We start from the raw sequence: 26,194 nt of genomic DNA, 5'->3' as shown, positions 1-26,194 counted from the left end.
GATGGCGCCGGGACGCAACGAAGGGGACCTTCGCCGTCCCCGAGCGCCCGTGTGGCCCTTGCTCGGCCGGCTCTGGGGCTACGCGATCGTCGTCGGCGTCGTCGCGATGCTCGCGGGGACCGTACTGGCCGGACTGGCCGGGCTGTCGGGACTGTCCCCGGATGGGGCAGCACCGCTGGCCCTGCGGCTCGCGATCTCGATCGTCGTCGCGGGCGCGGCCGGGTGGTGGTCGCCGAACGTGATCCGTTTCCTGCGGCGCGTGGCCGTACGCGCGCGCTAGCGCGCCCCGTCGTCGGACGGGGCGGCGTCAGGGTCTTCTCGATCGGCTGATCGATCGATCGGGTTTCGCTTGGCCCGCTTGCCCATGACGAACGCGCGGGCAGTCATGCCCAGCACGGTGGTCGCCGCGGAAATCCCGGCGATCCCCAAGGTGATCTGCACGTGTGCGAGTACGAGGCCCAAGCAGACGATCCCGACGACCAAAGCGATCGCCGTCGCTGCCGTCAAGACGAGGCGCCTCAAGTTCCTCGTCATGTCGTCGTCGCTCAGGACGCTTTGGAGGAATTCCAAGAACGTCAACGGCCTGGTGCGCCGCTGGCGACGTCTCTTCCGATCGGGCACCGGGGCTGGGGCCGACCGGGCGGACTTCTCGTCGCTGCTCTCCCCGGTCACCTGCCCTCCCTTCGGGCATCAACTCGGCGGTAGGGGACCTGGTCGCTCGTGTCGGGCGATCCTGCGTCGGCTGCTTGGCCTGCTGCCATGTGTCGCCATGACTGACACCTCGAGTCCTAGTCGCATGGATCCATCTCGCACGAGACGAGATAGCATCTATACAGGTAGCTTAACGGCAACACGCCTGGAGCGATATACCCAGAAGCGAGATAGCTTCATGCGAGATTACTCTGAGCTGCATAGCTCACCAGGAAGGTGGTAGTGGTGGTGGCCGACCAGGCGACATCGCCGGCCGAGACCCCCGAGGTCAAACGGCGGCGCTTGCGGTTTGCGCTGCGTGACGCGCGCAGGGAGTCGAAGCTGACTCAGCACATCGCAGCCAAGAAGTTGAGCTGGAGTCCCAGCAAGATCGTGCGGATCGAACAAGGCACCGTTCCCGTCGCCCCGACCGACGTGCGTGCCATGTTGTTCCTTTACGGGGTGACCGACCAAGAACGCGTCGAGTCGCTGGTGACGCTGGCCGCGGAAGCCCGCGAGATGAAGGGCTTCAAGCAGTACGCCGACATCTACTCGCCGACCGCGCTGGAGCTCTTCGGCAGCGAGAGCGCGGCGCAGGTCATCTACAAGCACGAACCGACGATCATCCCGGGGTTGCTGCAGACGCGCGACTACGCCAACGCGTTGCTGATGAGTCTCGGCGACTCCCCGGAGGGCGCGGCGCGCAAGGCCGCGGCGCGGATCGAGCGGCAGGTGATGCTCGAGCGCAAGGACCGGCCGGAGCTGAACTTCATCATCGGTGAAGCGGCGCTCGTCCGGCCGGCCGGGAGCAAGGAGATCATGGCCGAGCAGATCGCCGCGTTGCGGCGGTACGTGCGCGAGGACGACATCAACCTCTACGCGCTGCCGTTCTCCGCCGGCGCCCACCGCGGGCTGGGCGAGGCGTTCACCATCCTGCAGTTCGCCAGCGAGGACGACCCCGACGTGCTCTACCTCGAGAACGCCGAGCGGCTCTCGGTCAGCCGGGAGGACGAGGACACGCTGAAGCGCTACCAGGAGCTTTTCGTGCACCTCAAGGAGATCGCCGAGAGTTGCGGCGACTTCGAGACGGTCCTCGACGAGGTCGTGGGTTCGCGGTTCGAGTGAGAACGGGGGAAACCCGGGCCGGCGGTCGGCTGGACCCGGGTTTCCGCGCGTGGACGCTCAGGCCACGGTGAGCGTGACGTTTTCCTGATCGGTGGCGCCGATCTGATCGGACACCTGCAACGTGAAGGTGTAGGTGCCAGGGATGCTCGGCGTACCGATGATGTTGCCACCGGTCGTGCCCTGGAAGTTCGGGCCGGTCATGCCGGTCGGGATCACGCCCGCGACCACCGACCAGCGCACGGGCGTCGGCGTTGCGCCGCTGCCGGTCGTCGTGTCGCAGCCGCTGGTGGTGAAGTTGACGGCCGTCGCGGTGCCGGCTGGAACGCTGAGCGGGAACACCGAGGTGATCACGCAACTCCCGGTCGGCGGGGCCGGGACCGGCGGTACCGGGACGACCGACGGCGTGCACCCGGTGAGGGCGACGGTCGCGGTCGGCGTGCGGCCGTCGCGGATGGTCACCTTGCAGTCGGGCGCGGTGAAGCCGCCGGCCTGGATCTTGTAGCGGCCGCTGGTGTCGGCTCTGGCCCCCGCCGCGCTCGTCGTCGACTCGGCGATGACGAAGACGCCCGGTGCGCTGGTCCCTTCCAGGCGCAGCTGGCCGTCCCTGAGGTCGGCTTTGCTGCTGGTGACGGCGTCGGCGGTGCCCGTGAGCAGGATCTGTGTGGCGAGGCAGGCGGCGGCGGTGAACGCGAGCAGGCGGTTGCGGGTCATCGATTCTCCTTGTGTGCCAATGAATGGAGGAGCCGAGTCGCTCTACGCGCCGAAGATCGCGTTCGGTTCAGCAGGTCACCCGAACGGCGCAATTCGGTTGGTGTTGAGCCATTCCGGTGTTTCATGGCCGCCGTCGTAACAGTCGACGGGTCTTCGCTGACCCCCTGTGACCGGGTTTGTCGATGGAGGTCCACGTGAAGGTCGATCTGTTCAACGAGATCCAGAGCCCCAAGCCCTGGCGCGCCGATCACGAGCAGCACCGCTTCCGGCAGGCGATCGAGCAGGCGAGGCTCGCCGATGAGCTCGGGTACGGCTGTTGGTGGCAGGTCGAGCACCACGGGGCGGGGGAGTTCAGCCTGTCGTCGGCGCCGGAGTTGTTGCTGACCGCCATTTCCCAGCACACTTCGCGGATCCGCCTCGGGCACGCGGCGGCGCTGGCGCCCGCGCGGTTCAACCACCCGATCCGCATCGCCGAGCGTGCGGCGACCCTCGACCACCTCAGCGGCGGGCGGGTCGAGCTCGGTCTGACCCGGTCCGGCTTCCCGGAGTGGAAGCTGTTCAACATCGACGAGGCCGACGTGCTGGCGCAGACGCAGGCGGCGTTCGAGATGGTGCCCGGCATGTGGACCAGCGACCACTTCTCCCACCACGACGAGCACTTCGACATCGACGACGTGTCGATCGGGCCGAAGCCGTTGCAGCAGCCGCACCCGCCGTTGTGGCAGGCGGCGGCCAGCCCGAAGTCGTTCGAGGACGCGGGCAGGCGTGGGGTCGGCGTGCTCGGCACGACGATCTGGGAGTCGACCGAGCGTGCGTCCCGGATGATTTCCCTTTATCGGCAGGCCGCGGCGCAGTGCACTGCTCCGGTGGGTTCCTTCGTCAACAACCAGGTCGCGTACTTCACGTTCGTGCACTGCGCGGAGACCGACGAACAGGCCATGCGCAACGGGGCCGCCGCGGCCGCCGCCTGGTACACGGTGACCGCGCTCAACTTCTTCCAGGCCGCCAAGGAGTTCGCGCGGATGACGCGGATCCAGCAGGACCTGCTCGACGCCCCGGACGGCGGCGGCCTGACCGGTGACTTCGTCCGCGGCGAGGCGTCACGCGAGCTGACCGACGGACAGCTGCTGATCGGCCGCATCCTCGAGGGCGAGGCCATCCCGGACGAGGAGATCTTCGAGGTGCTCAGCGCGCAGGACTCGCTGATCGTGGGCAGCCAGGAGACCTGTGCGAAGAAGTTGCGTGCCTACGCCGACCTCGGCGTGGACCGCCTGATGTGCCTGCAGCAGATGGGTGGTCTCGCCGACGACGCGGTGTCGACGAGCATCCGGCTGATCGGCGAGCTGATCCCGGACCTCGACGGGTAGCCGGTCAACTCGGCCGTTGTGCCTGGTCGGCGTCGAGGTGGCGTTGCAGGCCGGCGAGCACCGGCAGCCACGCCGCCTCGGCGTCGTCGGGGTCTTCCGGGCAGTCGAGGTCGTCGACGACCAACGTGATCGCGCAGCCGCTCGCGCACTCGCGCAGGCGCCACGTCACGAAGACCAGGGGGTCGTCCGGACCGGACTGCATGGAGTAAGTCAGGCGAGCCGCCTGCGTCACGTGGAGGACCACGCCCTGCATGGACCCGGCCGGATCGGCGGCGGTGTCCGCCATGTCCGCCATGTCCGCCGTGTCCGCCGTGAACGTGATCGCGTCGCCGACCACCCAGGTCGTGCGCAGTGACAGGCCGTGCAGGTAACACGTCGTCTCCGGGCCGGTGAGGGCGGCCCAGACGCGCTCGGGGCACGCCGGGGTGAAGCCCCTGAATTCATGGCTCGTGCGCAGGTCACGTCCGGTCATCCGCACATCGTCGGTGCTCGTGGCGCCGCCCGGCAGGGCCGTTGGCCACCCTGGGTGTCTGAACCGGTCACGATCTTGACTCCATTCGGGTAAAGCGGTTTAGTGCACGGATCGACTAAAGCGGTTTATCTCGTGTGGAGGTCCGCCCGGTGGCCGAGCGCCGATTCACCATCGCCGACGTGGCGCGCCGGGCAGGCGTGTCCAAGGGCGCGGTGTCGTTCGCGCTCAATGGGCGGCCCGGCGTGAGCGACGAGACGAGGGCGCGCATCCTGGCCGCGGCCGCGGAACTGGGCTGGGTGCCCAATCGGCAGGCGCGTGCCTTGTCGACCGCTCGCGCGTCGGCGTTGGGCCTCGTGCTCGCCCGCGCTCCCGAACTGCTCGGCGCGGACCCGTTCTTCCCGGCCTTCATCGCCGGGGTCGAGAAGGTCCTCGCCGCGCGGGATCAGGCCCTCGTGCTGCAGGTGGTCACCACGCCCGAGGCCGAGCGCGAGGGATACCGGCGCCTGGCCCGCGACCGCCGGGTCGACGGCGTGTTCGTCGTCGACCTGCGGCGCGACGACGAGCGGATCGCGTTGCTCGAGGAGATCGGGCTGCCCGCCGTGACGTTGAACCGGCCCGATGTACCCAGCCCGTTCCCCGCCGTGGTGCTCGACGACCGGCCGGGGATCGCCGCGGCCGTGCGCCACCTCGTCGACCAGGGCCACACGAAGATCGCCCACGTCGCCGGGCCCGAGCCCTACCTGCACGCGGCCGCGCGGCGCCAGGCCTTCACCGACGCGATGGGCGAAGCGGGCCTCGACGGGCGCGTCGTCGACGGCGACTTCACCGCCGCGGGCGGCCGCGACGCCACCCGCCGGTTGCTGACCGGCCCGGACCGGCCGACCGCGATCGTGTTCGCCAACGACGTCATGGCGCTGTCTGCGATCGCCGTGGCCGCCGAGCTGGGCCTGCGCATCCCGGACGACGTGTCGATCACCGGGTTCGACGACACCGACCTCGCGGGCTACGTCCACCCCGCGCTCACCACCGTCCGCGCCGACGCGGGCGGCTGGGGCGAGGTCGCCGCCCGCACCTTGCTCGCCCTCATCGACGGACCCGAGGACGCGGACGTCACCGACACCGCGCTGCCGCCCGCCGAACTCGTCCTGCGCAACTCGACCGCACCCACACCGCCAACCCCACAGGAGACGCAATGAAGCGCACCCTGATCGCCCTCGTCACGGGCGCCGCCCTAGCCCTGTCCGCCTGCGGCATCGACGACGGCGGGGGCGGTGGCGGCGGTCAGGACGCGTCCGCCGCCGCGGCCAAGCACGGGCCCATCACCATCTGGTATTCCAACAACACCGACGAACTCGCCTGGGGCAAGGCGGCCGTCGCGCAGTGGAACGCCCAGCACCCTGACGAGAAGGTCACCGGGCAGGAGATCCCGGCCGGCAAGAGCTCCGAAGAGGTCATCGGCGCCGCGATCACCGCGGGCAACGCGCCGTGCCTGGTGCTGAACACCGCGCCGGCGGCGGTGCCGCAGTTCCAGAAGCAGGGCGGGCTGGTCCCGCTGGACGACTTCCCGGACGGCAAGTCTTATGTGGAGGGACGGACCGGGCAGCAGGCTCAGCAGTACAAGTCGCCGGACGGCAAGTACTACCAGCTGCCGTGGAAGTCGAACCCGGTGGTGATCTTCTACAACAAGAAGGCCTTCAAGAAGGCGGGCATCGACGCGGACAACCCGCCGCTGGCCACCTTCGACCAGTTCCTCGACACCTCGCGCAAGGTCGTGCAGAAGGGCGGCGCGAAGTACGCGATCCTGCCCGCCCCGACGAGCGAGTTCTTCCAGTCGTGGTTCGACTTCTACCCGCTCTACGCCGCCGAGACCGGCGGGAAGCAGTTGGTGGAGAACGGGAAGTCGACGTTCACCGGTCCCGAGGGCACGGCCGTGCTGAACTTCTGGAACACGATGTACCGGGAGAAGCTGGCCGGGCAGGAGAAGTACAACGGTGACGCGTTCGCCGACGGCAAGGCCGCCATGGCGATCGTCGGCCCGTGGGCGATCCCCGTCTACAAGGGCAAGGTCGAGTGGGGCTCGGTGCCGGTGCCGACCTCGAAGGGCATGCCCGCCAACGCCATCCACACCTTCAGCGACGCCAAGAACATCGCGATCTACTCCGCGTGCCAGAACCGCGGCACCGCGTGGGAGTTCGCCAAGTTCGTCACCAGCCCGGAACAGGACGGCAAGCTGCTCGAGCAGACCGGGCAGATGCCGATGCGGCAGAACCTGCAGACCACCTACCCGGACTACTTCGCCAAGAACCCCGCCTACGCCATGTTCGCCGACCTGAACGCGCGCACGGTCGAGGTGCCGAACGTGCCGAACTCGATCACCATCTGGCAGACCTTCCGCGACGCCTACAGCTCCTCGGTGATCTTCGGCAAGTCCGCGCCGGACGCCGCGCTGCGCGACGCCGCGGGCAAGATCGACAAGCTGGCCACCGGGTCCTGAGCCCATGCGCACGCTGCTCGGCAGGCACCCCATAGGGCTCGTGTTCATCGCGCCCTATGTGGTGTTCCTGGCCGCGATCTTCGCCTACCCCCTGGGCATCGCGGTGTACATGTCGTTCTACGACTGGTTCTTCGCCGCGCCCGGCGCGAAGGTGGACCGCCCGTTCGTGGGATTCGACAACTACGTCGCGGTGTTCCAGGACCCGGCGGTGCTGCGTTCGTTCCTGAACATCGCGATCTTCCTGGTGATCAACGTGCCGCTCACGGTGGGGTTGTCCCTGGTGCTCGCGACCGCGCTGAACGCGGCGATTCCTTTTCGGACGTTCTTCCGGGTGAGCTTCTACGTCCCCTACGTCACGGCGAGCGTGGCCGTGGTGGGCGTGTGGCTCTTCCTGTTCAACTCCGACGGCCTGGTGAACAACGTGCTGGGCGGGCTCGCGCCCGAGCCGTCGTGGCTGGTGAACTCCGGGCTGACGATGCCGCTGATCGCGGTCTACGTGACCTGGAAGCAGCTCGGCTTCTTCATCCTGCTCTACCTGGCCGCGCTGCAGAACGTGCCGAAGGAGCTCTACGAGTCGGCCGCGGTGGACGGCGCATCGCGGATCAGGTCGTTCTGGACGGTGACCGTGCCGGGCGTGCGCCCGGCGACCACGCTCGTGGTGCTGCTGGCCACGATCACCGGCGCGAACCTGTTCACCGAGCCCTACCTGCTCACCGGCGGCGGCGGACCGGACGGCGCGTCGGCGTCGCCGGTGCTCGTCATGTACCAGAAGGGGATCGAGCAGGGCCACGCCGGCGTCGGTGCCGCGATCGGGATGGTGCTGGTGATCGTCGTGTTGGTCATTTCCCTGATCAACCGCTACCTGCTGGAGCGTGACTGACGTGCGCCACCCGGTCCGGTTGATCGCGCTCATCGTCGGCGCGCTCGCGTTCCTGTTCCCATTCTACTACATGCTGATCGGCAGCCTGCAGGCCGAACCGGACACCACGCCGAAGGGCGCCCTGCCCACCGGCAACCTGACCCTGGGCAACTACGCCGACATCGACTCCCGCGTCGACCTCGGCACGGCGTTGCTCAACTCGGGCATCTTCACCGGCGGCGTGCTGCTGTGCACAGTGGTGTTCGGTGTGCTGGCGGGATATGCCTTGGCGCGCCTGCACTTCCGCGGTCGCACGCTGGTGTTCAACCTGATGCTGCTGGTGCAGGTCGTGCCGTTCCAGCTGCTCACGATCCCGCTGTACGTGCTGATCGTGCGCACCTACGGCCTCGGCGACACCTACCTCGGGATGATCCTGCCGTACGCGATCAACTCGGCGGCGGTGTTCATCTTCCGGCAGTACTTCATGCAGCTGCCCAAGGAGTTGTTCGAGGCGGCCGCCATCGACGGCGCGAGCGAGCTGACGATCCTGTGGCGCGTCGCGCTGCCGCTGGTGCGACCGGCGCTGCTCACCGCCGTGCTGCTGACGTTCATCGGGCCGTGGAACGAGTTCCTGTGGCCGTTCCTGATCACCAAGCGGGCGGACATGCAGCCGCTGGCGGTCGCGCTGGCCAATTACATGACCAACGTGGCCGCCCGCGCGGCCAACCCGTACGGCGCGCTGCTGGCCGGCGCGTGCGTGCTCGCCGCCCCGGTGGTGGTGCTGTTCATCGCCTTCCAGAAGCGGTTCACCGCGACCGACATCGGATCCAGCGTGAAGGGCTGATCTCTGTTGACTCCTCCGTACACCCTGACCCGCCTCGGCGTGCTCATGACGCCCGAACCGGGCAACCCGCACGAGGCCGAGGGGGTGCTCAACCCGGCGAGCGGGTTCGGCCCGGACGGCAAGCTCTACCTGCTGCCGCGCCTGGTCGCCGAGGGCAACGTCTCGCGGGTGGGGCTCGCCGAGGTCGAGTTGACCGACAGCGTGCCGACCTCGGTCACCCGCCGCGGCGTGGTGCTCGCGCCCGACGAGGGCTGGGAGCGCGGCAAGATGAACGCCGGTGTCGAGGACCCGCGGATCACGTGGGTGCCGCGGCTGCGCGTGCACGTGATGACCTACGTCGCCTACGGTCCGCTCGGGCCGCGGCTCGCGCTCGCGGTGTCCGAGGACCTGTCGAGCTGGCGCAGGCTCGGGCCGGTGCAGTTCCGCTACCAGCCGGGGCTGGACACCGACCTGAACCTGTTCCCCAACAAGGACGCGGTGTTCTTCCCGGAGCCGGTGCCCGGCCCGGACGGCACGCCCTGCTACGCGATGCTGCACCGGCCGATGTGGGACCTCGGCTGGTTCCGCGAGGGTGAGGGCGTGCACCTGCCCGCGGGCGTCACCGACGACCGTCCCGGTATCTGGGTGTCCTATGTGGCCGCTCGCGATGTCGAGAAGGACCTGCGGGCTTTGGTGTGGCAAGGCGATCACCGGCTGGTCGCGTTGTCGCAGCACCCGTTCGAGGAGCTGAAGATCGGCGCCGGGCCCGCGCCCATCCGGGTGGACGAGGGCTGGCTGCTCTTGCACCACGGCGTCACCGGGAAGATCGAGGGTCCGTGGGAGCCGCAGCAGCAGAAGGTGTCCTACGCGGCGGGCGCCATGATCCTCGACCCGAACGACGTGAGCCGGGTGCTGGACCGCTCGACCGAGCCGATGCTCACCGCCGAGACCGAGGACGAGAAATCCGGCACCGTGCCCAACGTCGTGTTCCCGACGGCGATCGAGGAGGTCGAGGGCGTGCGTTACGTGTTCTACGGCATGGCCGACACGAAGATCGGCGTCGCCCGGCTGGACAGGAGTGCCTCATGAGAGCCTTAGCCGTGGCCGTCCTCGTCGGACTGTCCACTGTGGTGCCCGCATCCGCCGCGGCCGCTGCGCCGGCACCGCTGACCAACCTGGCCCACCTCAACTTCCTGGGCGATCGCACCACGCCGCCGGCGCAGCCCGGCCACACCACCTACCGGCTGGCCGAGGACCCCTCGATCGGGGTGCTCTGGACCTACGCCGACCGCCGCGACGACGGCCACTACGACCGGATCGGCGGCGGCGCCTACGACGCGGCCACGAACACGTACTCCCAAGGCGCGTACAACGCCGACGACATCGCCCGCGCGAGCGTGGTCTACCTGCGGCACTGGCGGTTGACGGGCGATCAGGGCAGCCGCGACCACGCCTACGAGCTGCTGCGTGGCCTGACCTACCTGCAGACGGCGAGCGGGCCGGATGCGGGCAACGTCGTGCTGTGGATGCAGCCGGACGGAACCCTGCACCCGAGCGCGTTGCCGCCGGAGCAGCCGGATCCGTCGGACTCCGGCGCGTCCTACTGGCTGGCCCGGTCGATCTGGGCGCTCGGCGAGGGTTACGCCGACTTCCGTGACACCGATCCGGCCTTCGCCGGATTCCTCAAGGGCCGCATGGAGCTCGCGATCGGGGCGCTGAACCGCGAGGTGCTGGACCGCTATGGCCAGTGGCAGCTGGTCGACGGTGTCCACGTGCCCGCGTGGCTCATCGTGGACGGCGCCGACGCGAGCGCCGAGGCCGTGCTGGGGCTGTCCGCGTACGTGCGGGCCGGCGGTGGTAGCTCCGCGCGGTCGGCGTTGACCAAGCTGGCCGAGGGCATCGCGCACATGCCGGGCAGTTCGAGCGCGGGGGAGTGGCCCTACGGCGCGATCTTGCCCTGGGCCGTATCCCGGTCGGACTGGCACGCGTGGGCGGCGCAGATGCCGTCCGCGCTGGCCCGGGCCTCGGTCGTCCTGCACCGCCCCGACCTGCTGCGCCCGGCGGTGACGGATGCCGCCGTGTTCACGCCGTACCTGCTGACCACGGGCGGCCCGGACAACGGCTGGCTGCCGGTGCCCATCGACCGCACCCAGATCGCCTATGGCGCGGACGCGCGCGTGGAGTCGCTGGTGGCCACGGCCGCCGCGACGGGCAGCCGCGGCCTGCACGACCTGGCCGGGATCGCGGCCGGGTGGTTCTTCGGCGCGAACACCGCCGGTGCACCGGTGTACGACCCGGCGACGGGCCGGACCTTCGACGGCGTGAGCGGCGACGGCGTGGTGAACCGCAACTCCGGCGCCGAGTCGACGATCCACGGGCTGCTGACCATGCTGGCCCTGGACGCCGACCCGTCGCTCGCGGCCACGGCCCGGGCGAGCGCCGCCATCCGCCACCGCGAGTCGGCGACCGTGGTGGAAGGCGAGTCGGCCACCGGCGGCACGGTCGTGACCCCGGCGTCGGCGTGGACCGGTGAGTCCCAGTGGAGCGGCGGCAAGTACGTGACCGTTGCGTCGACAGCGACGTGGTCCATCCCGTCGGCGGACCAGCCCCGTCTTGTTTCCCCGGTGGTGAACCAGGTGCCTGGCGGCGGTCGCACGACGTGGTCCGCCGACGGGCACGGTCTCGGGGTGGTGAACGGGGATGGTGGGCCGCAAGGGGTTTCGCCCGCTCCGGGAGCGTTGCTGCCGGTGACGCTGTCGAAGACGTTGGCCCCTGGCGCACACACGCTGACCGCTACCGCCACCAGTGGCGAGTCCGATGTGGACGCCCTGCTGCTGCGGCCCGAGGTGAGCCAGGTGGTCTACGACCACACGGCCGTCCTGCAGAGCGCGGCGACCGGCCCGCGGACCCGTGCGGTGACCGTGCCGGCCGGTGCCCGGGTGTCGGTCACCAGCTACGACGGCCGCGGCCGGACCGTGCGGCACACGACCGCGCCCGGCCCCACGGTCGAGGTCCCCGTGGCGCCGGGCGGGTTCACCGTCCTGAGCTGGTGACGCGCTGCCCGCCGACCCATCAAGGGTCGGCGGGCAGCCCCATCAACTCGCCAGGAAGGTCGCCACCGCACCGAGCGTGAAGGTGTCGGTCAGGTAGCCGATGTGGGTCTGGCAGGCCACCAGGTTGTTGGTCGCACCGTTCAGCCGGGTGCTGGTGTACGGGATGATCACGCCGTCGCACGGGGAGTACCAGGTCGCGTACTTCGTCGAGCCCGGCGTCTCGTCGCCCGAGGTGACCGTGGTGATGAAGGAGGACCCCGGCAGCATCTCCTGGCAGGAAACGTTGACCAGACAGCCGCTCGCGAAGGTGGTGCCGTGGTTGGCGCCCGCGATCGACGCGAGGTGGCGCACCTTCGGCTGGCCGCCGAGTTGCTTGATGTACCAGTCGCTGACCAGCCCGCCCATCGAGTGGTTCACGATGTCGACCTGGCTCGCCCCCGTCGTGCGCAGCACGTTGTCCACGTAGGCGGACAGGGCGGCGGCACTCGTCTTGTTCGAGCCCGCCCAGTTGTAGTTGAACCCGTACATCTCGTTCGCGCTGTACCCGCGGGCGGCGAACACCGCTTCGGCCGTGGTCCAGTTGCTCGAGTTCCCGGAGTAACCGTGCACGAACACCACCGGGGTGTGACCGGCGGCGTGCGCGGTGCCGACCGGGGCCAGGACCAGTGCGGCAACCGCCGCCACAATGCCGAGTATTCGGCGCATCGAAGCTCCTCGTCGTTGGGGATGGTGCCTCCCGAGTGTCGGAAGCGCGGCGCGGCTGCCACATCGGTGAAATCACCAGTCCACCACCGGCATCTCCTGTACGGACCGTGGTCCGGCCGCCACACTGGGTGGATGCTTCTCCGTGGGCGCGATACCGAGCTGGCCATGCTGAACACGGCCTTGGCCGACGTCGGTGAGGGGCGTGGGTCGGCGTTCGTGCTGGTCGGCGGGGTCGGGTGCGGGCGCACGAGCGTGCTGGATGCGCTCGACGCGCCGGGGTTCCGGGTGCTGCGCGCCACCGGATCGGCGGCCGAGCGTGACCTCGGGCTCGCCGGCCTGCACCAGCTCGGCTTGCCCGTCGCCGCGACGAGCGACGATTTCTCCTTCTGCGCCACGGTTTTCGACAATGTCCGGGCGGCCGCCGACGCCAGGCCGCTGCTGGTGCTCGTCGACGACGCCGATCAGCTCGACCGGCCTTCGCTGCGTGCGCTGGCGTTCACGGCCCGCCGGGTGGCGGCCTTGCCGGTCGTGGTGGTGTTCGCCGTGCACGACCCGCCGGACGCGCTGGCCGGGATCACCCGTGTGCCGTTGCCGCCGTTGGCCCCGCCCGCCGCCGCGTCGCTGCTCAAGGACCGGGTCGGCCGCGACCCCGGGGAAGACCTGCTCGCCGACCTGGTCGACCTCGGCTCCGGGGTGCCGCTCGCGCTCGTCGAGCTCGCCGAGGCCCTCACCCCTGCTCAGCTCGCCGGGCAGGCGGCACCGCCCACCGCGCCACCCGCGGACGGTCGCTTCCGCGCGGCCGTCGCCGCCCGCCTCGGTGCGCTCGGCCCGGATGCGCGCCGGTTCGTGCTGCTCGCGGCGCTCGACGGCGACGGCGCGGGACCGGCCACCCTCGACCTGGCGACGGCAGTGCGGGTCGCCGAGGCGGCCGGGCTGGACCTCGCGGCACTGGACGAGGCACGCCGCTGCGGCCTGGTGCGGGTGGAGGACGACGAAGTCGACGTGCCCGGCCGGGCGCTGCGGGCGAGCCTGCGGGCCGAGGCCTCGGTCGCCGACCGGCGCCTCGCGCACCAGCTCGTCGTGCAGGCCCTCGACCCGGAGCACGACCGGTTCCGCTGGACGTGGCACCGCGCCGCGCTCGCCGCGGGCCCGGCGCCGAAGCTGGCCGACGAGCTGCTGGCGGTCGCCGACAGCGCACGCGCCGCCGGGGACAACCTGGCCGCGGCCGCGGCTTATCGGCGTTCGGCCGCGCTGGCTCGGGAGCCCGACGACCGAGCCGGGCGATTGCTGGCGGCCGCGACGCAGGCGTGGCTCGGCGGTCGCCCGCGGCACGCACGCGTGCTCGTGCGCGAGGTGCTGCCGCTGACCACGGCACCGCACGCCCGCGGGCTCGCCGACCTGTTGCTCGGCGGACTGGCGCTGCGCGATCGCACGCCCGCGCTCGCCGTCGAGACGTTGCTGGCCGCGGCCGAGCGCCTGCGGTCGCGCAAACACGCCGCGACGGCGCTGGTCCTGGCCGGCGAGGCGAGCTGCCTAGCGGGCGACAGCGAGCGCTACTTCGCGATCGCCGAGCGCGCCGAGCGGTTCGCCACCGCGGACGACCCGCCGTACGTGCACGCGGCCGTCGACCACTTCCGCGGCATGGCGGCCACGTTCCGGGGCCGCCACGCCGACGCGATCCCGCCGTTGCGGCGCGTGCTGCGCACGGCGGCGGGGCTGGACGAGCCGACGCTGAAGGTCTGGGCCAGCCAGGCCGCCTACACCCTGGGCGACGCCGAGCTGGCCCGCGACCTCGCGGTGGCGGCCGTGCGCACGGCGGGCAACCGGGGGATGGCCGCGCTGCTGCCGTGGGCGCTGGTCTACGTGGCGATGGCGGAACTGTTGCTGGACCGGCATTCGTGCGCGCTGGGTTCGGCCGAGCAGGGGGTGCGGACGGCCACGGCGCTCGGCCAGCCCAACAGCGTGGCCGACCACCTCAGCATCCTGGCGCTGGAGGCGGCGTTGCGCGGCGACCGCGACACCGCGACCGGGCGGCTCGACGCCGCGCTGCACGACGTCGCCAGCCGCGGGCTCGGCCGGCCGGGGGCGCTCGCGTCGTGGGCGTCCGCGTGCGTCGACCTGGTCGACGAGCACCCCGAGGACGCCATGAACCGGTTGCGCACCATGGCATCCGGCGCCGGTGGCGTGCACCCGGGCATCCGGGTGATGGCGGCGCCGCAGTACATCGAGGCCGCGGTCCAGTGCGGCCGGCGCGGCACGGCAGCCAAGGCACTGCACGTGTTCGACGACTGGGCGGGCGCGACCGGCAGCACGGCCCGCCTGGCGTTGTCCGCGCGCTGCCACGCCCTGCTCGCCGCGAACCCGGCCGACGCCGAGGAGCGCTACCGCGCGGCCATCGACCTGCACCGGGCCAGCGGCACCGCGTTGGAGCTGGCCAAGACCGAGCTGTTCTACGCCCACCACCTGCGCCGCGAACGCCGGCCCAAGCTCGCCCGTGACCAGCTGCGCGACGCGCTGCGGATCTTCCAGCGCTACGACGCCACCCACTGGGCGCGCCGCGCGCTGACCGAACTGCGTGCCACCGGCGAGGCGGCACCGCAGGCCACCCGCACCACACCGGTGACCGTCAAGGACCTCACGCCGCAGCAGGCCGAGATCGTCCGCCTCGTCGCCGAGGGCGCCACCAACCGCGAGGTCGCGGCGCGGCTGTTCATCAGCCACCGCACCGTCGACCACCACCTGCGCAACATCTTCGCCAAACTCGGCGTCCGCTCCCGCGTCGAACTGGTCGCCTTCCTCCGCTAAACCCCGCACTCTGGTCTGAACCAGTGGGTTGGGTGTTGGATGGCGAGGCTCGCAAGGTGCCGAGTTCCGCCGGAGGACACATGTTCAGGTTCCGTTCCGCCCTCGCCGCATCGGTCGCGTTGATCTCGACGGCGTTCATCGTGGTGGCGGGCGCGTCGGCGCCGGCAGGCGCGAGCGCCGCCGGTGACCTGCCGCAGGACCTCACCGCGTTGCTGGCCAACCCGGCGCTCAAGGGCGCCGAGGTCGCACTGGTCGTGCGGGACGCCGACACCGGCACCGCGCTCTTCGACAGCGGCGGCGGGCAGCAGCTCCTGCCCGCGTCGAACGAGAAGCTGCTCACCTCGGCGGCGGCACTGGACATCCTCGGCCCGGACTACCGGTTCACGACCAGCGCGGCCACGCTGAACGGCGACCTCTACCTCAAGGGCACCGGCGACCCGACCATGCTCGGCCCCGACTACGACGCGCTGGCCGCGCAGGTCGCCGCGAGCGGGGTGCGGCTGGTGCGCGGTGACCTGGTCGCCGACGACACCTGGTTCGACAGCACGCGGCTGGGCACGGGCTGGTCGTGGGACGACGAGCCGTACTACTACAGCGGCCAGATCTCGGCGCTGACCATGTCGCCGGACACCGACTACGACGCCGGCTCGGTGATCGTCACCATCACGCCGGGCAAGGTGGGCGAGGCCCCCAAGCTCACCGTCACCCCCGACAACGGCACGCTGAAGATCGTCAACACGGCGACCACGGGCGCGGCCGGCTCGGACACCTCGGTCAACGTCGATCGCGACCACGGCGTGAACACGATCCGGGTCAGCGGCACCATTGCTGCCGATGCCGACCCGGACGAGGAATGGGTCACCGTCTGGGATCCGACCGCGTACGTGGCGCGGCTGTTCCGCAACGCCCTTGCGCGCCACGGGGTCCACGTCCTCGGCCGGACCGAGTTCCGGGCGACCCCGGCCGGGGCCAAGACCGTGGCCAGCCACCAGTCGATGCCGTTGAGCCAGCTGCTGACGCCGTTCCTCAAGCTCAGCAACAACATGCACGCGGAGATCCTCACCAAGGCGATCGGCCGGGCGAAGTCCGGGCAGGGCTCGTGGGACGCGGGCATCGCCGGGATCAAGGCCGACCTGCCGAGCCTGGGCGTGGATCCCAAGGCACTGCGCATGAACGACGGCTCCGGACTGTCCCGGATGGACTCGCTGACCGCCGACGAGCTGTGCGACCTGCTGACGGCGGCTCGCGCCAAGCCGTGGTTCAACGTCTGGTACCAGGCGCTGCCGATCGCGGGCAACCCCGACCGCATGGTCGGCGGCACACTGCGCAACCGCATGCGCAACACCGCGGCCGCGAACAACCTGCACGGCAAGACCGGTTCGCTGACCGGGGTCAGCTCGCTGTCGGGCTACGTCACGGCGGCCAACGGCCAGCACCTGGTGTTCTCGATGCTGAGCAACAACTACCTCGGCGGCGCGCCGACCAGCATCCAGGACGCGGTCGGCGTCCGGCTCGCCGAGAACGGCGGCACGATCACGCACCTGATCCCGGCGACCCCAGCCCGGACCGGCAACCCCGATGCCGACTTGGAGTGCAGTTGGACCCACAGCTGCTGATCACGCCGGTAGCCTTCCTCCGTGACTCCTGAAGAAGCGCTGGCGAAGGCACGGGAGTTCTCCCGCAACGCGGCGAGCGTCACGCCGTTCGCGCACGCGGAGCTGGAGAACGCCCGGCACGGCCGTGGTTACGCGTTCCGGCAGTTGGTTCCGACCGACCGCGGCGACATCGACGGCTACGTCCTGATCGGCGCGGACGGCGGCATGGCCTCGGGCATCTTCACCGAGGGCGAGTCGATGGCGACGGTCGTCGCCGCGCACCTGGCCAAGGCGGCGCACGATCACCGGGAGATCCCGGAAGCCGAACTCGGCCTGCCGCAACGGCTCGCGCTCGCCGCGCTCGAGGCGGACGGCCACCTGGACGACGCGACCGTCGACTACGCGCGGTACCTGTTGATCTTCATGCAACGGGAAGGGAAGTCCGTCCTGGCGCGGGTGGACGCGCTGCTCCGGCCCCCGGAGGCCGGCCGGCGGTACACGCACGCGTGCCCCGTCTGCGGGCGCCCGGCCATCCACCAGGACCGGTACCCGCGCGCGGTGTGCGGTGCCTGCCACGAGCGCACCACCGACCGCGGCGGGCGCCGGGTCGCGGGCTCGAACACCAGCTTCAGCGGCGGCTTCGTCGCGCACTACGTGGATCCGCCGCACGAGGTCTGCGTCGAGGTCACGCAGACCGGTCGCTGCTGGATCGACGGCCGCGAGGCGTCGATGGGGGAGCACCGCTTCGGCGGCATCGTCGTTCAGGCCGTCTGACGCACGACCGCCGGTCTTTGTCAATGACTGGCAGGTTCGCGAGGTCGAACGTTGGTCGTTTTCGGTGAATCTCGTGCAGTCTTGTTGCCTTCTTCTGGACCTCGGATCGCCCGTCGGCGCATGGTCGCCTGGGAAACCCAGGTCGGAGGAGGCCGGACATGGTTGTTCGATCATGGTTGGGTCGGTTAGGCGCGGCGCTGGCCGTGCTGGCCGGGATCGTGGTGGTGGCGCCGAGCGCGACCGCCTTGGACGCGTCGCTGCCGTGTGACATCTACGGCGCCGCGGGCACGCCGTGCGTCGCGGCGCACAGCACCACGCGTGCGCTGTTCGCGGGCTACAACGGCCCGCTGTACCAGGTGACCCGGCGCTCGGACGGGGCGACGCACAACATCGGGTTGCTGTCGGCGGGCGGCTACGCGAACGCCGCCGACCAGGACGCGTTCTGCGACGACACCACGTGCGTCATCAACAAGATCTACGACCAGACGAGCAGGCACAACGACCTCTTCCCCGGACCCGCCGGCACGTCCGGCATGGGCGCCGACCGCGGCGCGGACGCGGCGGAGCTCGCGGTGACGGCGGGTGGCCACAAGGTCTACGGCATCTGGGTTTCCCCCGGTGTCGGCTACCGCAACAACGGCGCGGGATCGGGTGTCGCGGTGAATGGGCAACCCGAAGGCGTGTACATGGTGGCGAGCGGCACGCACGTCGGGTCGGCGTGCTGCTTCGACTACGGCAACGCGGAAAGCACGCCCGCCGACACCGGCAACGGCCACATGGACGCGGTGAGCATCGCGACCACGTGCTACTTCGCGCCGTGCTCCGGCGCCGGGCCGTGGGTCGAGGCGGATCTGGAGAACGGGATGTTCCAGGGCGCCAACGGATCCAACACCGCGAACACGGGCAACCCCAGCACGTACGTCACCGCGACGCTCAAGAACGACGGCCAGACCAGGTACGCGCTCAAGGGCGGCAACGGCCAGGGCGGCGGCCTCACGACGTGGTGGGACGGCGCGTTGCCGAACCGGGGCGGCTACATCCCGATGCACCAGGAGGGCGGCATCATCCTGGGCACCGGTGGTGACAACAGCAACTGGAACCGGGGCACGTTCTTCGAAGGCGCGATGGTGGCCGGTTACCCGAGCAACGCCGCGGAGAACGCTGTGCAGGCCAACGTCGTCTCGGTCGGCTACACCGGCGAGACCAACGTGCCCAACGGTCCACAAGGGACGATCACTGGCCCCGGGGGCAAGTGCGTCGACGTGGCCGCCGACGACACCGGCGTGAACCTGGCGCCCGTGCAGCTGTGGGACTGCCAGTCGTGGGCCGAGGACCAGTTCTGGCACCACCACCGCAACGGCTCGCTGTCCACGATCGGCCGCTGCCTGGACATCGAGCACAACGGCACGGCGCAGGGCGCGCTCGTCGAGCTCTGGGACTGCAACGGCGTCGGCGGTCAGCAGTGGGTGCAGCAGGCGGACGGGTCGCTGCTGAACCCGCAGTCCGGGCGCTGCCTCGACTCGCCCAACGGTGCGACGGCCAACGGCACCCGGCTGCGGATCTGGGACTGCAACGGCAGCGCGGCACAGAAGTTCCGGTTGCACGCCTAGGGTGTGCGGATGGATCAGGTACGCACGTTGCTGACCGGTCGCGGGCTGGTGGAGTCACCACGCTGGCACGGTGACCGGTTGTACTTCTCGGACTGGTCGGCCGGCGAGGTCCTCTCGGTGGACCCCGCCGGTCGGGCCGAGGTGGTCGCGCGGGTCGAGTCGCTGCCGTTGTGCACGGGGTGGCTGCCTGACGGCCGGATGCTCATCGTCGCGTCGGCGCAAGGGAAGCTGCTGCGCCTGGAGCCCGACGGTGCGCTGAGCACGTACGCGGACCTCGGCCGGTCGGGTTGGAACGACATCGTCGTGGACGGACGCGGCAACGCGTACGTCAACGGTGCCGGGTTCGACCCGACCGCGGGGGAGGAGCCCAAGCCGGGGCGCGTCTGCCTGGTCACCCCGGACGGCGTGGTGCGCGAGGTGGCCGACGACATCGCGTTCCCCAACGGGATGGCGGTGACGGCGGACAACGGGACGCTGATCGTCGCCGACTCCTACCGGCACTGCCTGGTGGGCTTCGACATCGACGCCGACGGCGGGCTGTCGAACCGGCGCGTGTGGGCGGATCTCGGCGAAGGCACGCCGGACGGCATCTGCATCGACGCCGAGGGCGCGGTGTGGTTCGCGGACGTGCCGAACAAGTGGTGCAGGCGCGTGGCCGAGGGCGGCGAGGTGCTGCGGACGGTCGAGTTGGACCGCGGCGGGTTCGCCTGTGTCCTGGGCGGCTCGACCTTGTTCGTGGTGACCGCCCAGTGGCGCGGTATGTCCGAAATGGTCGCTCCGGGCAGCGGCCAGGTGCTCGCCGTCGAGGTCGACGTGCCGGCCGCCGGGTGGCCGTGACGTTCGAACGTGTGTTCTAATCGGAACGGTGGCCGACGCACCAAGCGAACCTGAACCCCGTGGGCTGCCGAAGCGCTACTGGCGGCTTTGGTGGGCAGGCGCCATCGACAACGTGGGCGATGGCGCCTTCGCGACCGCCGTTCCGTTGCTGGCCCTGCACCTGACGAGCGAGCCGGTGCTGGTGTCGGCCGTGTCGGCGGCGGCATTCCTGCCGTACCTGCTGGTGTCGTTGCCGATGGGGGCGCTGGTCGACCGGCGGGACCGGACGCTGCTGATGGTGTCGTCGCAGCTGGCCCAGGCCGCCGTGCTCGCCGTGGTGACCGTGCTCCTGGTGCTGGGCGGCATGAACGTCGGCCTGCTCGTCGTCATGGCCTTCGCCCTCGGCGTGTGCGAGGTGGTCTTCGACAACTCCTCGCAGGCGATCCTGCCGGACATCGTGCCCGATCGGCAGTTGCACCAGGCCAACGGCTACCAGAACACGGCCACGTTCATCGGCAGGCAGTTCGTCGGGCCGCCGGTCGGGAGCTTCTTGTTCACCGCCGCGGCGGCGGCGCCGTTCGGGCTGAACGCCTTGTCCTTCCTCGGTTCCGCGGCGCTGATCGCCGGCCGCCGGACCGAGCGCGGCGCCCGGCTCGCCCGGCCCGGGGGCGAGCCGATGCGCCGGGCGATCGTCGACGGTCTGGTCTGGTTGTGGCATCACCGTCTACTCAGGACACTCGCGCTCCTGTCGTGTGCCAACACGTTCTGCTTCGCGATGGGCACCGCGACCCTGGTTCTGCTTGCCACCCAGGAGGTGCACACGAGCAGCCTCGGCTACGGCGTGCTCCTCACCGCCACCGCGCTCGGCGGCGCGGTCGGCGGGTTGGTCAACGCGCACCTGGTGGCGTGGCTGGGATCGTTGCGCGCGTTGCTGGTGTCGCTCGTGACGACCGTCGTGGTCTTCGTGGCGATCGGTCTGGCACCGAACACCGTGGTGCTGGCGGCACTGCTCGCCGTCGGTGGCTTCGCCACGACGATGTGGAACGTCCTCGTGGTGAGCCTGCGCCAGCAGCGGGTGCCGAGCGAGCTGCGCGGCCGGGTCAACAGCGTCTACCGGATGATCGCATGGGGCTTGATGCCGGTCGGCGCGTTGGCCGGGGGAGTGGTCGCGGCTCGCTTCGGCCTCCGCCTGCCCTATCCCGTCGCGGGCGCGATCCGGGCCGTGGCGCTGGGCGCGGCGCTTCCGGTGCTCGTGCGTTCGCTGAAGGACAGTGCTTGACCAGCGCTGGAAGTCACGCCGCCAGCGCCGGGGTCAGGAACGCGGCGGCGTTCCTGGTCGCGAACTGCGCGAGCGTCGTCGGCTCCACGCCGAACCGGCGGTGCGCGCCGAGCCTGAGCTCGGAGTCGGGGCGGCGGCGCCGTTCGGCGAACAGTTCGTCCAGCAGATCGACCGTCCCTTGTGGATGGCCCGCCGCCGTCAGCCGTCGCCGGTACTCCTCGGGGGAGACCTCGCGGTAGCGGTGCGGCACCCCCGTCGCGGCGGTGATGCGCTCGACGACTTCGTGCATCGTCAGGGCCTCTGGCCCGGTCATGTCGTAGCTGCGGCCTTCGTGCCCTTCGCCGGTCATGAGGGCCACGCACACCTTCGCGATGTCCTCGATGTCGACCGGGGCCAGCCGGCTCGCCCCGGCCGGCAGCACGAGCGCGCGCTCGTCCGCGTCGACGCCGGTCAGCGTGCCCGGCAGGTAGAACTGCATGAACTGGCTGGGCCGCAAGTGGGTCCAGGCCAGCCCGCTGCGTTCGAGGTGCTGTTCGATCTGCCCGTGCTGCCGGGTGCCGCGGAAGACCTCGGCGTCGAAGCCGACGCCGGACTCCTTGCCGCTGAACTTGACGATGTGCGGCACCCCGGCCGCCTTCGCCGCGTCGATGAAGGTGCACTGGGTGTCCACCATCCGCTCGCGGGGCGAGGAGATCATCAACACCCGGTGCACGTCTTGCAAGGCCGCCCGCAACGTCTCCGGGCGCAGCATGTCGCCCACGACGGGTTCCACCGTCGGCATCGCGGCCAGCGCCCGTGCCTTGTCGTCGCTGCGCACGAGCGCGCGAACGGGGATCCCGCGGCGCGCGAACTCCCGGATCACCGCCGCTCCGCTCATCCCTGTTCCGCCGGTCACGAGGAGCATCAGCTCACCCCAGTTCTTCCGATTGATCATGTGGTAGCAGCTTAAAAGCAACTACTTCGAAAAAACAAGTAGCAACTTGCTTTGAGCTAAGATCGCCGCATGACCGATGCGTTGTCCCGCACCTACGGCGACGGCTGCGCCATCGCGCACGCCCTCGACCTCGTGGGCGAACGCTGGGCGTTGCTTGTGGTGCGCGAACTCCTCTTGGGCCCCAAGCGGTTCAGCGATCTGCAGGCCGGCGTGCCCAACGCCCGGCCGAACATGCTGGCCCAGCGGCTGCGCGACCTCGAAGGCACCGGCCTCGTCCGGCGCCGGAAGCTGGGCCCGCCGGCCCGCGCCCAGGTGTACGAGTTGACCGAACGCGGCCAGGAACTCGAACCGATCCTGCTCGCCCTCGGCGACTGGGGGCGCCGCTCCCCGCTCATGAGCCGCGACGCCCGGATCGGCACCGATTCGCTGCTGCTGGCCCTCAAGACCCACTTCGACCCCGGCCGGTGGCGTGGCGCGCCCGCGGTCTACGGCGTCGAACTCGATGACGACGTCTTCACCGTCCGCGCGGGTGACGAGCTGGTGATCCAGCGCGGCGAACCGGCGGACCCGGACGCGACCATCCGCGCCGACCCGGACAACTTCCGCGCGGTGTTCGTGACCGGGCAGCAGCGCGAGCTCGACCTGACCGGCGACGAGGACGCGGTGCGGCGCCTGGTCGCCGCCGTGACCTGATCAGCGCCCGGCCAGGAACTCCCGGGTCAGTGTCGCGACCAGGTGCGGGTCGGTCGCGAGGATGTTGTGGGGACCGTCGTAGCGGGTGACGGTGATGTTCGGCGGCAACGACGGCAGATCGCGGGCGAGTCCCGCCTGGTAGCTCTCGAACAGCAACTGGCCCGGCATCGCGCGCGTGGCCACGGCGAGCAACATCGGCGAACGCACCCCCGCGAAGACCTCGAAGCAGTCCAGGTCTTCCAACGCCTGCTGCAGTTCCGGCTCGCCGTACTGCTTGAACGCCTCGCGGAGCGCGGCGATCGCGGCCAGGTCCGGGTCGACGTGCCGCTGCGCCTGGGTGGGCACGCCGTGGCCGTCGATGTCAATGACCGCCGGGCATTCGGGGTGCCGCCGCGCCCACAGCGCCGCGACCATGCCGCCCATCGAGATCCCGAGCACCGCGGGGTTTCCGGTGGCGTGCGGCTCGAGCCGGTCGAGCACCGACTCCCAGTCCCACGGGCCCTCGACCGGCAGCGGCACGACCTCGTGCTCGCCGGCCAGTTCCGTGACCACCTTCTCCCAGTCCTGCGGCGAACCGCCGGCGCCGTGCAACGCAAGCACCTTCATGAGTTCAGCCTCGCTTTCACCGATTCCGTGGTGACGCCGCCGTCGGCGTCCTTGGTCAACTTCCCGCGCTGGACGAGGTCGAAGACGCCCTGTTTGGTGACGCCCAACATCGCCCCGGCCACGGAGTACGACACGGCCCGCGCCGCCGGGTGGCCCATCCGCCGGGCCGTCGCGCGGCCGAGCGGGGTGCGCCACCAGTCGATGGGCGGGTCGAACGGGCCGTCGCTCGGGTAGAGCGCGCCGACCAGCCGTGCGATCGCGTAGACCGCCGCTTGCTCGTCCTCGCCCTCGATCGTCGCGGCGAGCTGCCGGGCAAGATCATCGGCCCGTGCGGGCAGATCCGCCGCGTCGCCGAACAGGATCTCGACCGGGTCGAGCAGCCGTGAACGGATGAGCCCCGCGATCTGGTCCGCGAGCATGGCCACCTCCTTGACGCCTATCGTCAAGTACTTTACGGCAGTCGTCAAGTAGTAGGCTCGGCGGATCGGTTTCTCTCGCGAAGGGTCCTGACCCATGACGATTCAGTTACCGGAGAACCAGACAGCCGGCCCCGCCGACGGGCTGAGCCGGCGGAGCATGCTCGCCGGCCTCCTGGCCGCGGGCGGTGCGGCGTCGAGCGGGCTGCTGGCCGCGCCCGCCTCCGCCGCGCCTGCGGTCAGAGCGCCGCACGACCACCGGGTCGAGGCGTTGCTGAAGAAGATGACCCTCGCCGAGAAGCTGGGCCAGCTCCAGCTCATCGGCAACGAGGACGACGCGCGCAAGGCGCTCGCGAAGGGTCAGCTCGGCGGCGTCTTCTCGGTCGTCGGCACGGCCAAGCTCAACGCGCTGCAGAAGATCGCCGTCGAGCAGACCCGCCTGGGCATCCCGTTGATCTTCGGCCTCGACGTGATCCACGGGTACACGACGAACTTCCCGATCCCGCTCGCCCAGGGCTCGAGCTTCGACCCGACCGCGGCGGCGGACGACGCCACGATCTCGGCCAAGGAGGCCCGGCGCAGCGGCATCCACTGGACGTACGCGCCGATGATGGACGTGACGCACGAGCCGCGCTGGGGCCGCATCGCCGAGGGCTCGGGCGAAGACCCTTACCTGGCAAGCAAAATGGCCGCGGCGAAGGTGGTCGGCTACCAGGGCGGCGACATCTCGTCGCCGGACCGCCTCGCCGCCTGCGCCAAGCACTTCGTCGCCTACGGCGGCGCGGAGGGCGGGCGGGACTACAACACCGTCGACGTTTCCCTGCAGCGCCTGCACAACCATTACCTGCCGCCGTTCAAGGCCGCGGTCGAGGCCGGCGTGGCGACCGTGATGACCAGCTTCAACACGATCAGCGGCGTGCCCGCGCACGGCAACGGCTACGTCGTGCACGACATCCTCAAGGGCCGCTACGGTTTCGACGGCTTCGTGGTCAGCGACTACACCGGCATCCAGGAGCTGATCAACCACGGGCTGGCCGGGGACGGCGCGGACGCCGCGGCGGCGGCGCTGCCCGCGGGCGTCGACATGGAGATGGTCAGCACCAACTACGTCGACTTCGGCCAGCAACTGCTCGCCCAGCACCGGATCACCCGCGAGCAGGTCGACGACGCCGTCCGCCGGATCCTGCTGGTCAAGTTCCGGCTGGGCCTCTTCGAGCACCCGTACACCGACGAGGCCGGTGAGGTGAAGGCGCCGTCGGCGGCCGCCATGGCCAAGTCGCGCGAGGTCGCGGGCAAGTCCATGGTGCTGCTCAAGAACGGGGGCCCGGTGCTGCCCCTGGCCAAGTCGATCGGCTCGGTCGCGGTGGTCGGCCCGCTCGGCACGGCGACCTACGACCTCAACGGCACCTGGTCCGGGCTCGGCACCGGCGCGTCCACCACGCCGCCGGTCACCGTGGTCGACGGCATCAAGGCCGCCGCGCCGGGCGCGAAAGTCACCTACGCCAAGGGTTGCGAGGTCGAGGGCGACGACACCAGCGGGTTCGGCGCGGCACAGGACACGGCCCGCGGCGCCGACTTCACCGTCGTCGTGGTCGGTGAGACCGCGGCGATGAGCGGTGAGGCCGCGGCACGCAGCAACATCGACCTGCCGGGCGTGCAGCAGCAGCTGGTGGCCGCGATCAAGGCGACCGGCAAGCCGTTCGCGGTGGTGCTGATCAACGGCCGGCCGCTGACGATCCCGTACCTGGCCGAGAACGCGCCAGCGATCCTCGAGGCGTGGGCGCCGGGCGTGCAGGGCGGCAACGCGATCGCCGACATCCTGTTCGGCACGGTGAACCCGGGCGGCAAGCTGCCGGTCAGCTTCCCGCGCGCGGTCGGGCAGATCCCGATCTACTACAACCACGAGAACACCGGGCGCCCGGCCGATCCGAACAACAAGTACACGTCGAAGTACCTCGACCTGGCGACCGGTCCGCTCTACGAGTTCGGCCACGGGCTGTCGTACACGACGTTCACCATCGACGGCCTGACGCTCTCCGGCACGCGGATGTCCACGCACGGGGGGAAGATCACCGTGAGCGTCCAGGTGACCAACACGGGCAAGCGCTCCGGCGACGAGGTCGTCCAGCTGTACCTGCGTGACCCGGTGGCCTCGATCGTGCAGCCGGTGCGCAAGCTGCGTGGCTTCCAGCGGGTGTCGCTGGGCGCGGGTGCGGCGAAGACGGTCACGTTCACCCTCACCACCGAGGACGTCGGCTTCTACGACAACGCCGGGAAGTTCCGCGTGGAGAAGGGCAAGATCGAGGTCTACGTCGGCAACACCTCGTCGGCGGAACTGATGGACACCTTCACGGTCGGCTGACCGAA

General features: G+C 70.5%; 24 protein-coding genes. 17 read left to right on the top strand and 7 right to left on the bottom strand.

Translation table 11 applies throughout. From position 1 onward, the window contains the following. The first annotated feature begins 49 nt into the window (after nt 1-49). Nucleotides 50-280, top strand: a complete 231-nt coding sequence (locus tag EV186_RS13220) for a hypothetical protein (RefSeq protein WP_133849513.1) — start codon at nt 50-52, stop codon at nt 278-280. On the opposite strand, the gene EV186_RS13215 is transcribed toward EV186_RS13220, so the two are convergent. Continuing rightward, nucleotides 277-672, bottom strand: coding sequence for a hypothetical protein (locus EV186_RS13215; protein WP_133849512.1), 396 nt, complete (start codon nt 670-672; stop codon nt 277-279). The genes EV186_RS13220 and EV186_RS13215 overlap by 4 nt on opposite strands. Before the next feature lie 264 nt (nt 673-936). Between EV186_RS13215 and EV186_RS13210 the strand changes: the two genes are divergently transcribed. After that, nucleotides 937-1,815, top strand: coding sequence for a helix-turn-helix domain-containing protein (locus tag EV186_RS13210; RefSeq protein ID WP_166659158.1), 879 nt, complete (start codon nt 937-939; stop codon nt 1,813-1,815). Between the two features lie 57 nt (nt 1,816-1,872). Here the strand turns inward: EV186_RS13210 and EV186_RS13205 are convergent, their stop codons facing one another. Beyond that, nucleotides 1,873-2,526, bottom strand: coding sequence for a putative Ig domain-containing protein (locus tag EV186_RS13205; RefSeq protein WP_133849510.1), 654 nt, complete (start codon nt 2,524-2,526; stop codon nt 1,873-1,875). A 194-nt stretch (nt 2,527-2,720) separates the two neighbouring features. Between EV186_RS13205 and EV186_RS13200 the strand changes: the two genes are divergently transcribed. Next, nucleotides 2,721-3,893: an LLM class flavin-dependent oxidoreductase gene (locus tag EV186_RS13200; RefSeq protein WP_133849509.1), complete on the top strand. Its 1,173-nt coding sequence runs from the start codon at nt 2,721-2,723 to the stop codon at nt 3,891-3,893. Between the two features lie 4 nt (nt 3,894-3,897). Here EV186_RS13200 and EV186_RS13195 read toward each other — a convergent pair whose 3' ends face one another. Further along, nucleotides 3,898-4,365, bottom strand: a complete 468-nt coding sequence (locus EV186_RS13195) for an SRPBCC domain-containing protein (protein ID WP_133849508.1) — start codon at nt 4,363-4,365, stop codon at nt 3,898-3,900. A gap of 149 nt (nt 4,366-4,514) precedes the next feature. Between EV186_RS13195 and EV186_RS13190 the strand changes: the two genes are divergently transcribed. Genes EV186_RS13190 through EV186_RS13165 form a run of 6 tightly spaced genes read left to right on the top strand, consistent with a single transcriptional unit; the run spans nt 4,515 to nt 11,594 of the window. Next, nucleotides 4,515-5,561: a LacI family DNA-binding transcriptional regulator gene (locus EV186_RS13190; protein WP_133849507.1), complete on the top strand. Its 1,047-nt coding sequence runs from the start codon at nt 4,515-4,517 to the stop codon at nt 5,559-5,561. Next, on the top strand, nt 5,558-6,859 hold the full coding sequence (locus tag EV186_RS13185) for an extracellular solute-binding protein (protein WP_133849506.1): 1,302 nt from the start codon (nt 5,558-5,560) through the stop codon (nt 6,857-6,859). Before EV186_RS13190 ends, EV186_RS13185 begins: the two co-directional genes overlap by 4 nt. A 4-nt stretch (nt 6,860-6,863) precedes the next feature. Continuing rightward, entirely contained in the window at nt 6,864-7,739 is an 876-nt protein-coding gene (locus EV186_RS13180) for a carbohydrate ABC transporter permease (RefSeq protein ID WP_133849505.1), read from the top strand. Further along, a complete protein-coding gene (locus EV186_RS13175) occupies nt 7,732-8,562 on the top strand; it encodes a carbohydrate ABC transporter permease (RefSeq protein ID WP_208115590.1) in 831 nt (276 codons plus the stop codon). The genes EV186_RS13180 and EV186_RS13175 overlap by 8 nt, the downstream gene beginning before the upstream one ends. Before the next feature lie 6 nt (nt 8,563-8,568). Further along, nucleotides 8,569-9,630: a glycoside hydrolase family 130 protein gene (locus EV186_RS13170; RefSeq protein ID WP_208115589.1), complete on the top strand. Its 1,062-nt coding sequence runs from the start codon at nt 8,569-8,571 to the stop codon at nt 9,628-9,630. Next, nucleotides 9,627-11,594, top strand: a complete 1,968-nt coding sequence (locus tag EV186_RS13165; RefSeq protein ID WP_133849504.1) for a hypothetical protein — start codon at nt 9,627-9,629, stop codon at nt 11,592-11,594. The genes EV186_RS13170 and EV186_RS13165 overlap by 4 nt, the downstream gene beginning before the upstream one ends. A gap of 42 nt (nt 11,595-11,636) precedes the next feature. On the opposite strand, the gene EV186_RS13160 is transcribed toward EV186_RS13165, so the two are convergent. Then, nucleotides 11,637-12,299 carry an esterase/lipase family protein gene (locus tag EV186_RS13160; protein WP_133849503.1) on the bottom strand — a complete coding sequence of 221 codons (663 nt, stop codon included), beginning with the start codon at nt 12,297-12,299 and terminating at the stop codon, nt 11,637-11,639. A gap of 132 nt (nt 12,300-12,431) precedes the next feature. Here EV186_RS13160 and EV186_RS13155 point away from each other — a divergent pair, with 132 nt between their 5' ends. The 6 genes from EV186_RS13155 to EV186_RS13130 all read left to right on the top strand — a co-directional run bounded on the left by EV186_RS13155 (nt 12,432) and on the right by EV186_RS13130 (nt 21,178). Then, nucleotides 12,432-15,104 (top strand): helix-turn-helix transcriptional regulator, encoded by a 2,673-nt coding sequence (locus EV186_RS13155; RefSeq protein WP_133849502.1) that lies wholly within the window; start codon nt 12,432-12,434, stop codon nt 15,102-15,104. Nucleotides 15,105-15,184: 80 nt separating this feature from the next. Further along, nucleotides 15,185-16,720 (top strand): D-alanyl-D-alanine carboxypeptidase/D-alanyl-D-alanine endopeptidase, encoded by a 1,536-nt coding sequence (gene dacB, locus EV186_RS13150; RefSeq protein WP_133849501.1) that lies wholly within the window; start codon nt 15,185-15,187, stop codon nt 16,718-16,720. Nucleotides 16,721-16,741: 21 nt separating this feature from the next. Further along, on the top strand, nt 16,742-17,473 hold the full coding sequence (locus EV186_RS13145) for a hypothetical protein (RefSeq protein WP_133849500.1): 732 nt from the start codon (nt 16,742-16,744) through the stop codon (nt 17,471-17,473). 158 nt (nt 17,474-17,631) lie between these two features. Next, the gene (locus EV186_RS13140) at nt 17,632-19,083 is read left to right on the top strand and encodes an arabinofuranosidase catalytic domain-containing protein (protein WP_208115588.1); all 1,452 of its coding nucleotides are present in this window, start codon (nt 17,632-17,634) and stop codon (nt 19,081-19,083) included. A 9-nt stretch (nt 19,084-19,092) separates the two neighbouring features. Continuing rightward, nucleotides 19,093-19,920 (top strand): SMP-30/gluconolactonase/LRE family protein, encoded by an 828-nt coding sequence (locus tag EV186_RS13135; protein WP_133849499.1) that lies wholly within the window; start codon nt 19,093-19,095, stop codon nt 19,918-19,920. A gap of 28 nt (nt 19,921-19,948) precedes the next feature. Beyond that, nucleotides 19,949-21,178 (top strand): MFS transporter, encoded by a 1,230-nt coding sequence (locus EV186_RS13130; RefSeq protein WP_243754009.1) that lies wholly within the window; start codon nt 19,949-19,951, stop codon nt 21,176-21,178. Between the two features lie 13 nt (nt 21,179-21,191). Here EV186_RS13130 and EV186_RS13125 read toward each other — a convergent pair whose 3' ends face one another. Then, nucleotides 21,192-22,112: an SDR family oxidoreductase gene (locus tag EV186_RS13125; RefSeq protein ID WP_208115587.1), complete on the bottom strand. Its 921-nt coding sequence runs from the start codon at nt 22,110-22,112 to the stop codon at nt 21,192-21,194. Between the two features lie 69 nt (nt 22,113-22,181). Between EV186_RS13125 and EV186_RS13120 the strand changes: the two genes are divergently transcribed. After that, nucleotides 22,182-22,805, top strand: coding sequence for a winged helix-turn-helix transcriptional regulator (locus EV186_RS13120; RefSeq protein ID WP_133849498.1), 624 nt, complete (start codon nt 22,182-22,184; stop codon nt 22,803-22,805). On the opposite strand, the gene EV186_RS13115 is transcribed toward EV186_RS13120, so the two are convergent. Further along, nucleotides 22,806-23,411 carry an alpha/beta fold hydrolase gene (locus tag EV186_RS13115; RefSeq protein WP_133849497.1) on the bottom strand — a complete coding sequence of 202 codons (606 nt, stop codon included), beginning with the start codon at nt 23,409-23,411 and terminating at the stop codon, nt 22,806-22,808. Then, nucleotides 23,408-23,830, bottom strand: a complete 423-nt coding sequence (locus tag EV186_RS13110) for a hypothetical protein (protein WP_133849496.1) — start codon at nt 23,828-23,830, stop codon at nt 23,408-23,410. Before EV186_RS13110 ends, EV186_RS13115 begins: the two co-directional genes overlap by 4 nt. Before the next feature lie 94 nt (nt 23,831-23,924). Here EV186_RS13110 and EV186_RS13105 point away from each other — a divergent pair, with 94 nt between their 5' ends. Beyond that, nucleotides 23,925-26,189 carry a glycoside hydrolase family 3 N-terminal domain-containing protein gene (locus EV186_RS13105; protein ID WP_243754008.1) on the top strand — a complete coding sequence of 755 codons (2,265 nt, stop codon included), beginning with the start codon at nt 23,925-23,927 and terminating at the stop codon, nt 26,187-26,189. Nucleotides 26,190-26,194: the final 5 nt, after the last annotated feature.

Source organism: Labedaea rhizosphaerae (assembly GCF_004362825.1).
Classification (GTDB): domain Bacteria; phylum Actinomycetota; class Actinomycetes; order Mycobacteriales; family Pseudonocardiaceae; genus Labedaea; species Labedaea rhizosphaerae.
Note: the sequence above shows the minus strand (reverse complement) of the source record. Positions and strands in the feature narration are given on the sequence as shown.

What these genes read in the sequence shown, in the direction of transcription:
- EV186_RS13195 (WP_133849508.1), bottom strand. Translation starts at nt 4,365, where the DNA reads ATGACCGGACGTGACCTGCGCACGAGCCATGAATTCAGGGGCTTCACC.
- EV186_RS13205 (WP_133849510.1), bottom strand. Translation starts at nt 2,526, where the DNA reads ATGACCCGCAACCGCCTGCTCGCGTTCACCGCCGCCGCCTGCCTCGCC.
- EV186_RS13180 (WP_133849505.1), top strand. Translation starts at nt 6,864, where the DNA reads ATGCGCACGCTGCTCGGCAGGCACCCCATAGGGCTCGTGTTCATCGCG.
- EV186_RS13160 (WP_133849503.1), bottom strand. Translation starts at nt 12,299, where the DNA reads ATGCGCCGAATACTCGGCATTGTGGCGGCGGTTGCCGCACTGGTCCTG.
- EV186_RS13120 (WP_133849498.1), top strand. Translation starts at nt 22,182, where the DNA reads ATGACCGATGCGTTGTCCCGCACCTACGGCGACGGCTGCGCCATCGCG.
- dacB (WP_133849501.1), top strand. Translation starts at nt 15,185, where the DNA reads ATGTTCAGGTTCCGTTCCGCCCTCGCCGCATCGGTCGCGTTGATCTCG.
- EV186_RS13140 (WP_208115588.1), top strand. Translation starts at nt 17,632, where the DNA reads ATGGTTGTTCGATCATGGTTGGGTCGGTTAGGCGCGGCGCTGGCCGTG.
- EV186_RS13155 (WP_133849502.1), top strand. Translation starts at nt 12,432, where the DNA reads ATGCTTCTCCGTGGGCGCGATACCGAGCTGGCCATGCTGAACACGGCC.
- EV186_RS13185 (WP_133849506.1), top strand. Translation starts at nt 5,558, where the DNA reads ATGAAGCGCACCCTGATCGCCCTCGTCACGGGCGCCGCCCTAGCCCTG.
- EV186_RS13135 (WP_133849499.1), top strand. Translation starts at nt 19,093, where the DNA reads ATGGATCAGGTACGCACGTTGCTGACCGGTCGCGGGCTGGTGGAGTCA.
- EV186_RS13105 (WP_243754008.1), top strand. Translation starts at nt 23,925, where the DNA reads ATGACGATTCAGTTACCGGAGAACCAGACAGCCGGCCCCGCCGACGGG.
- EV186_RS13110 (WP_133849496.1), bottom strand. Translation starts at nt 23,830, where the DNA reads ATGCTCGCGGACCAGATCGCGGGGCTCATCCGTTCACGGCTGCTCGAC.
- EV186_RS13125 (WP_208115587.1), bottom strand. Translation starts at nt 22,112, where the DNA reads ATGATCAATCGGAAGAACTGGGGTGAGCTGATGCTCCTCGTGACCGGC.
- EV186_RS13115 (WP_133849497.1), bottom strand. Translation starts at nt 23,411, where the DNA reads ATGAAGGTGCTTGCGTTGCACGGCGCCGGCGGTTCGCCGCAGGACTGG.
- EV186_RS13165 (WP_133849504.1), top strand. Translation starts at nt 9,627, where the DNA reads ATGAGAGCCTTAGCCGTGGCCGTCCTCGTCGGACTGTCCACTGTGGTG.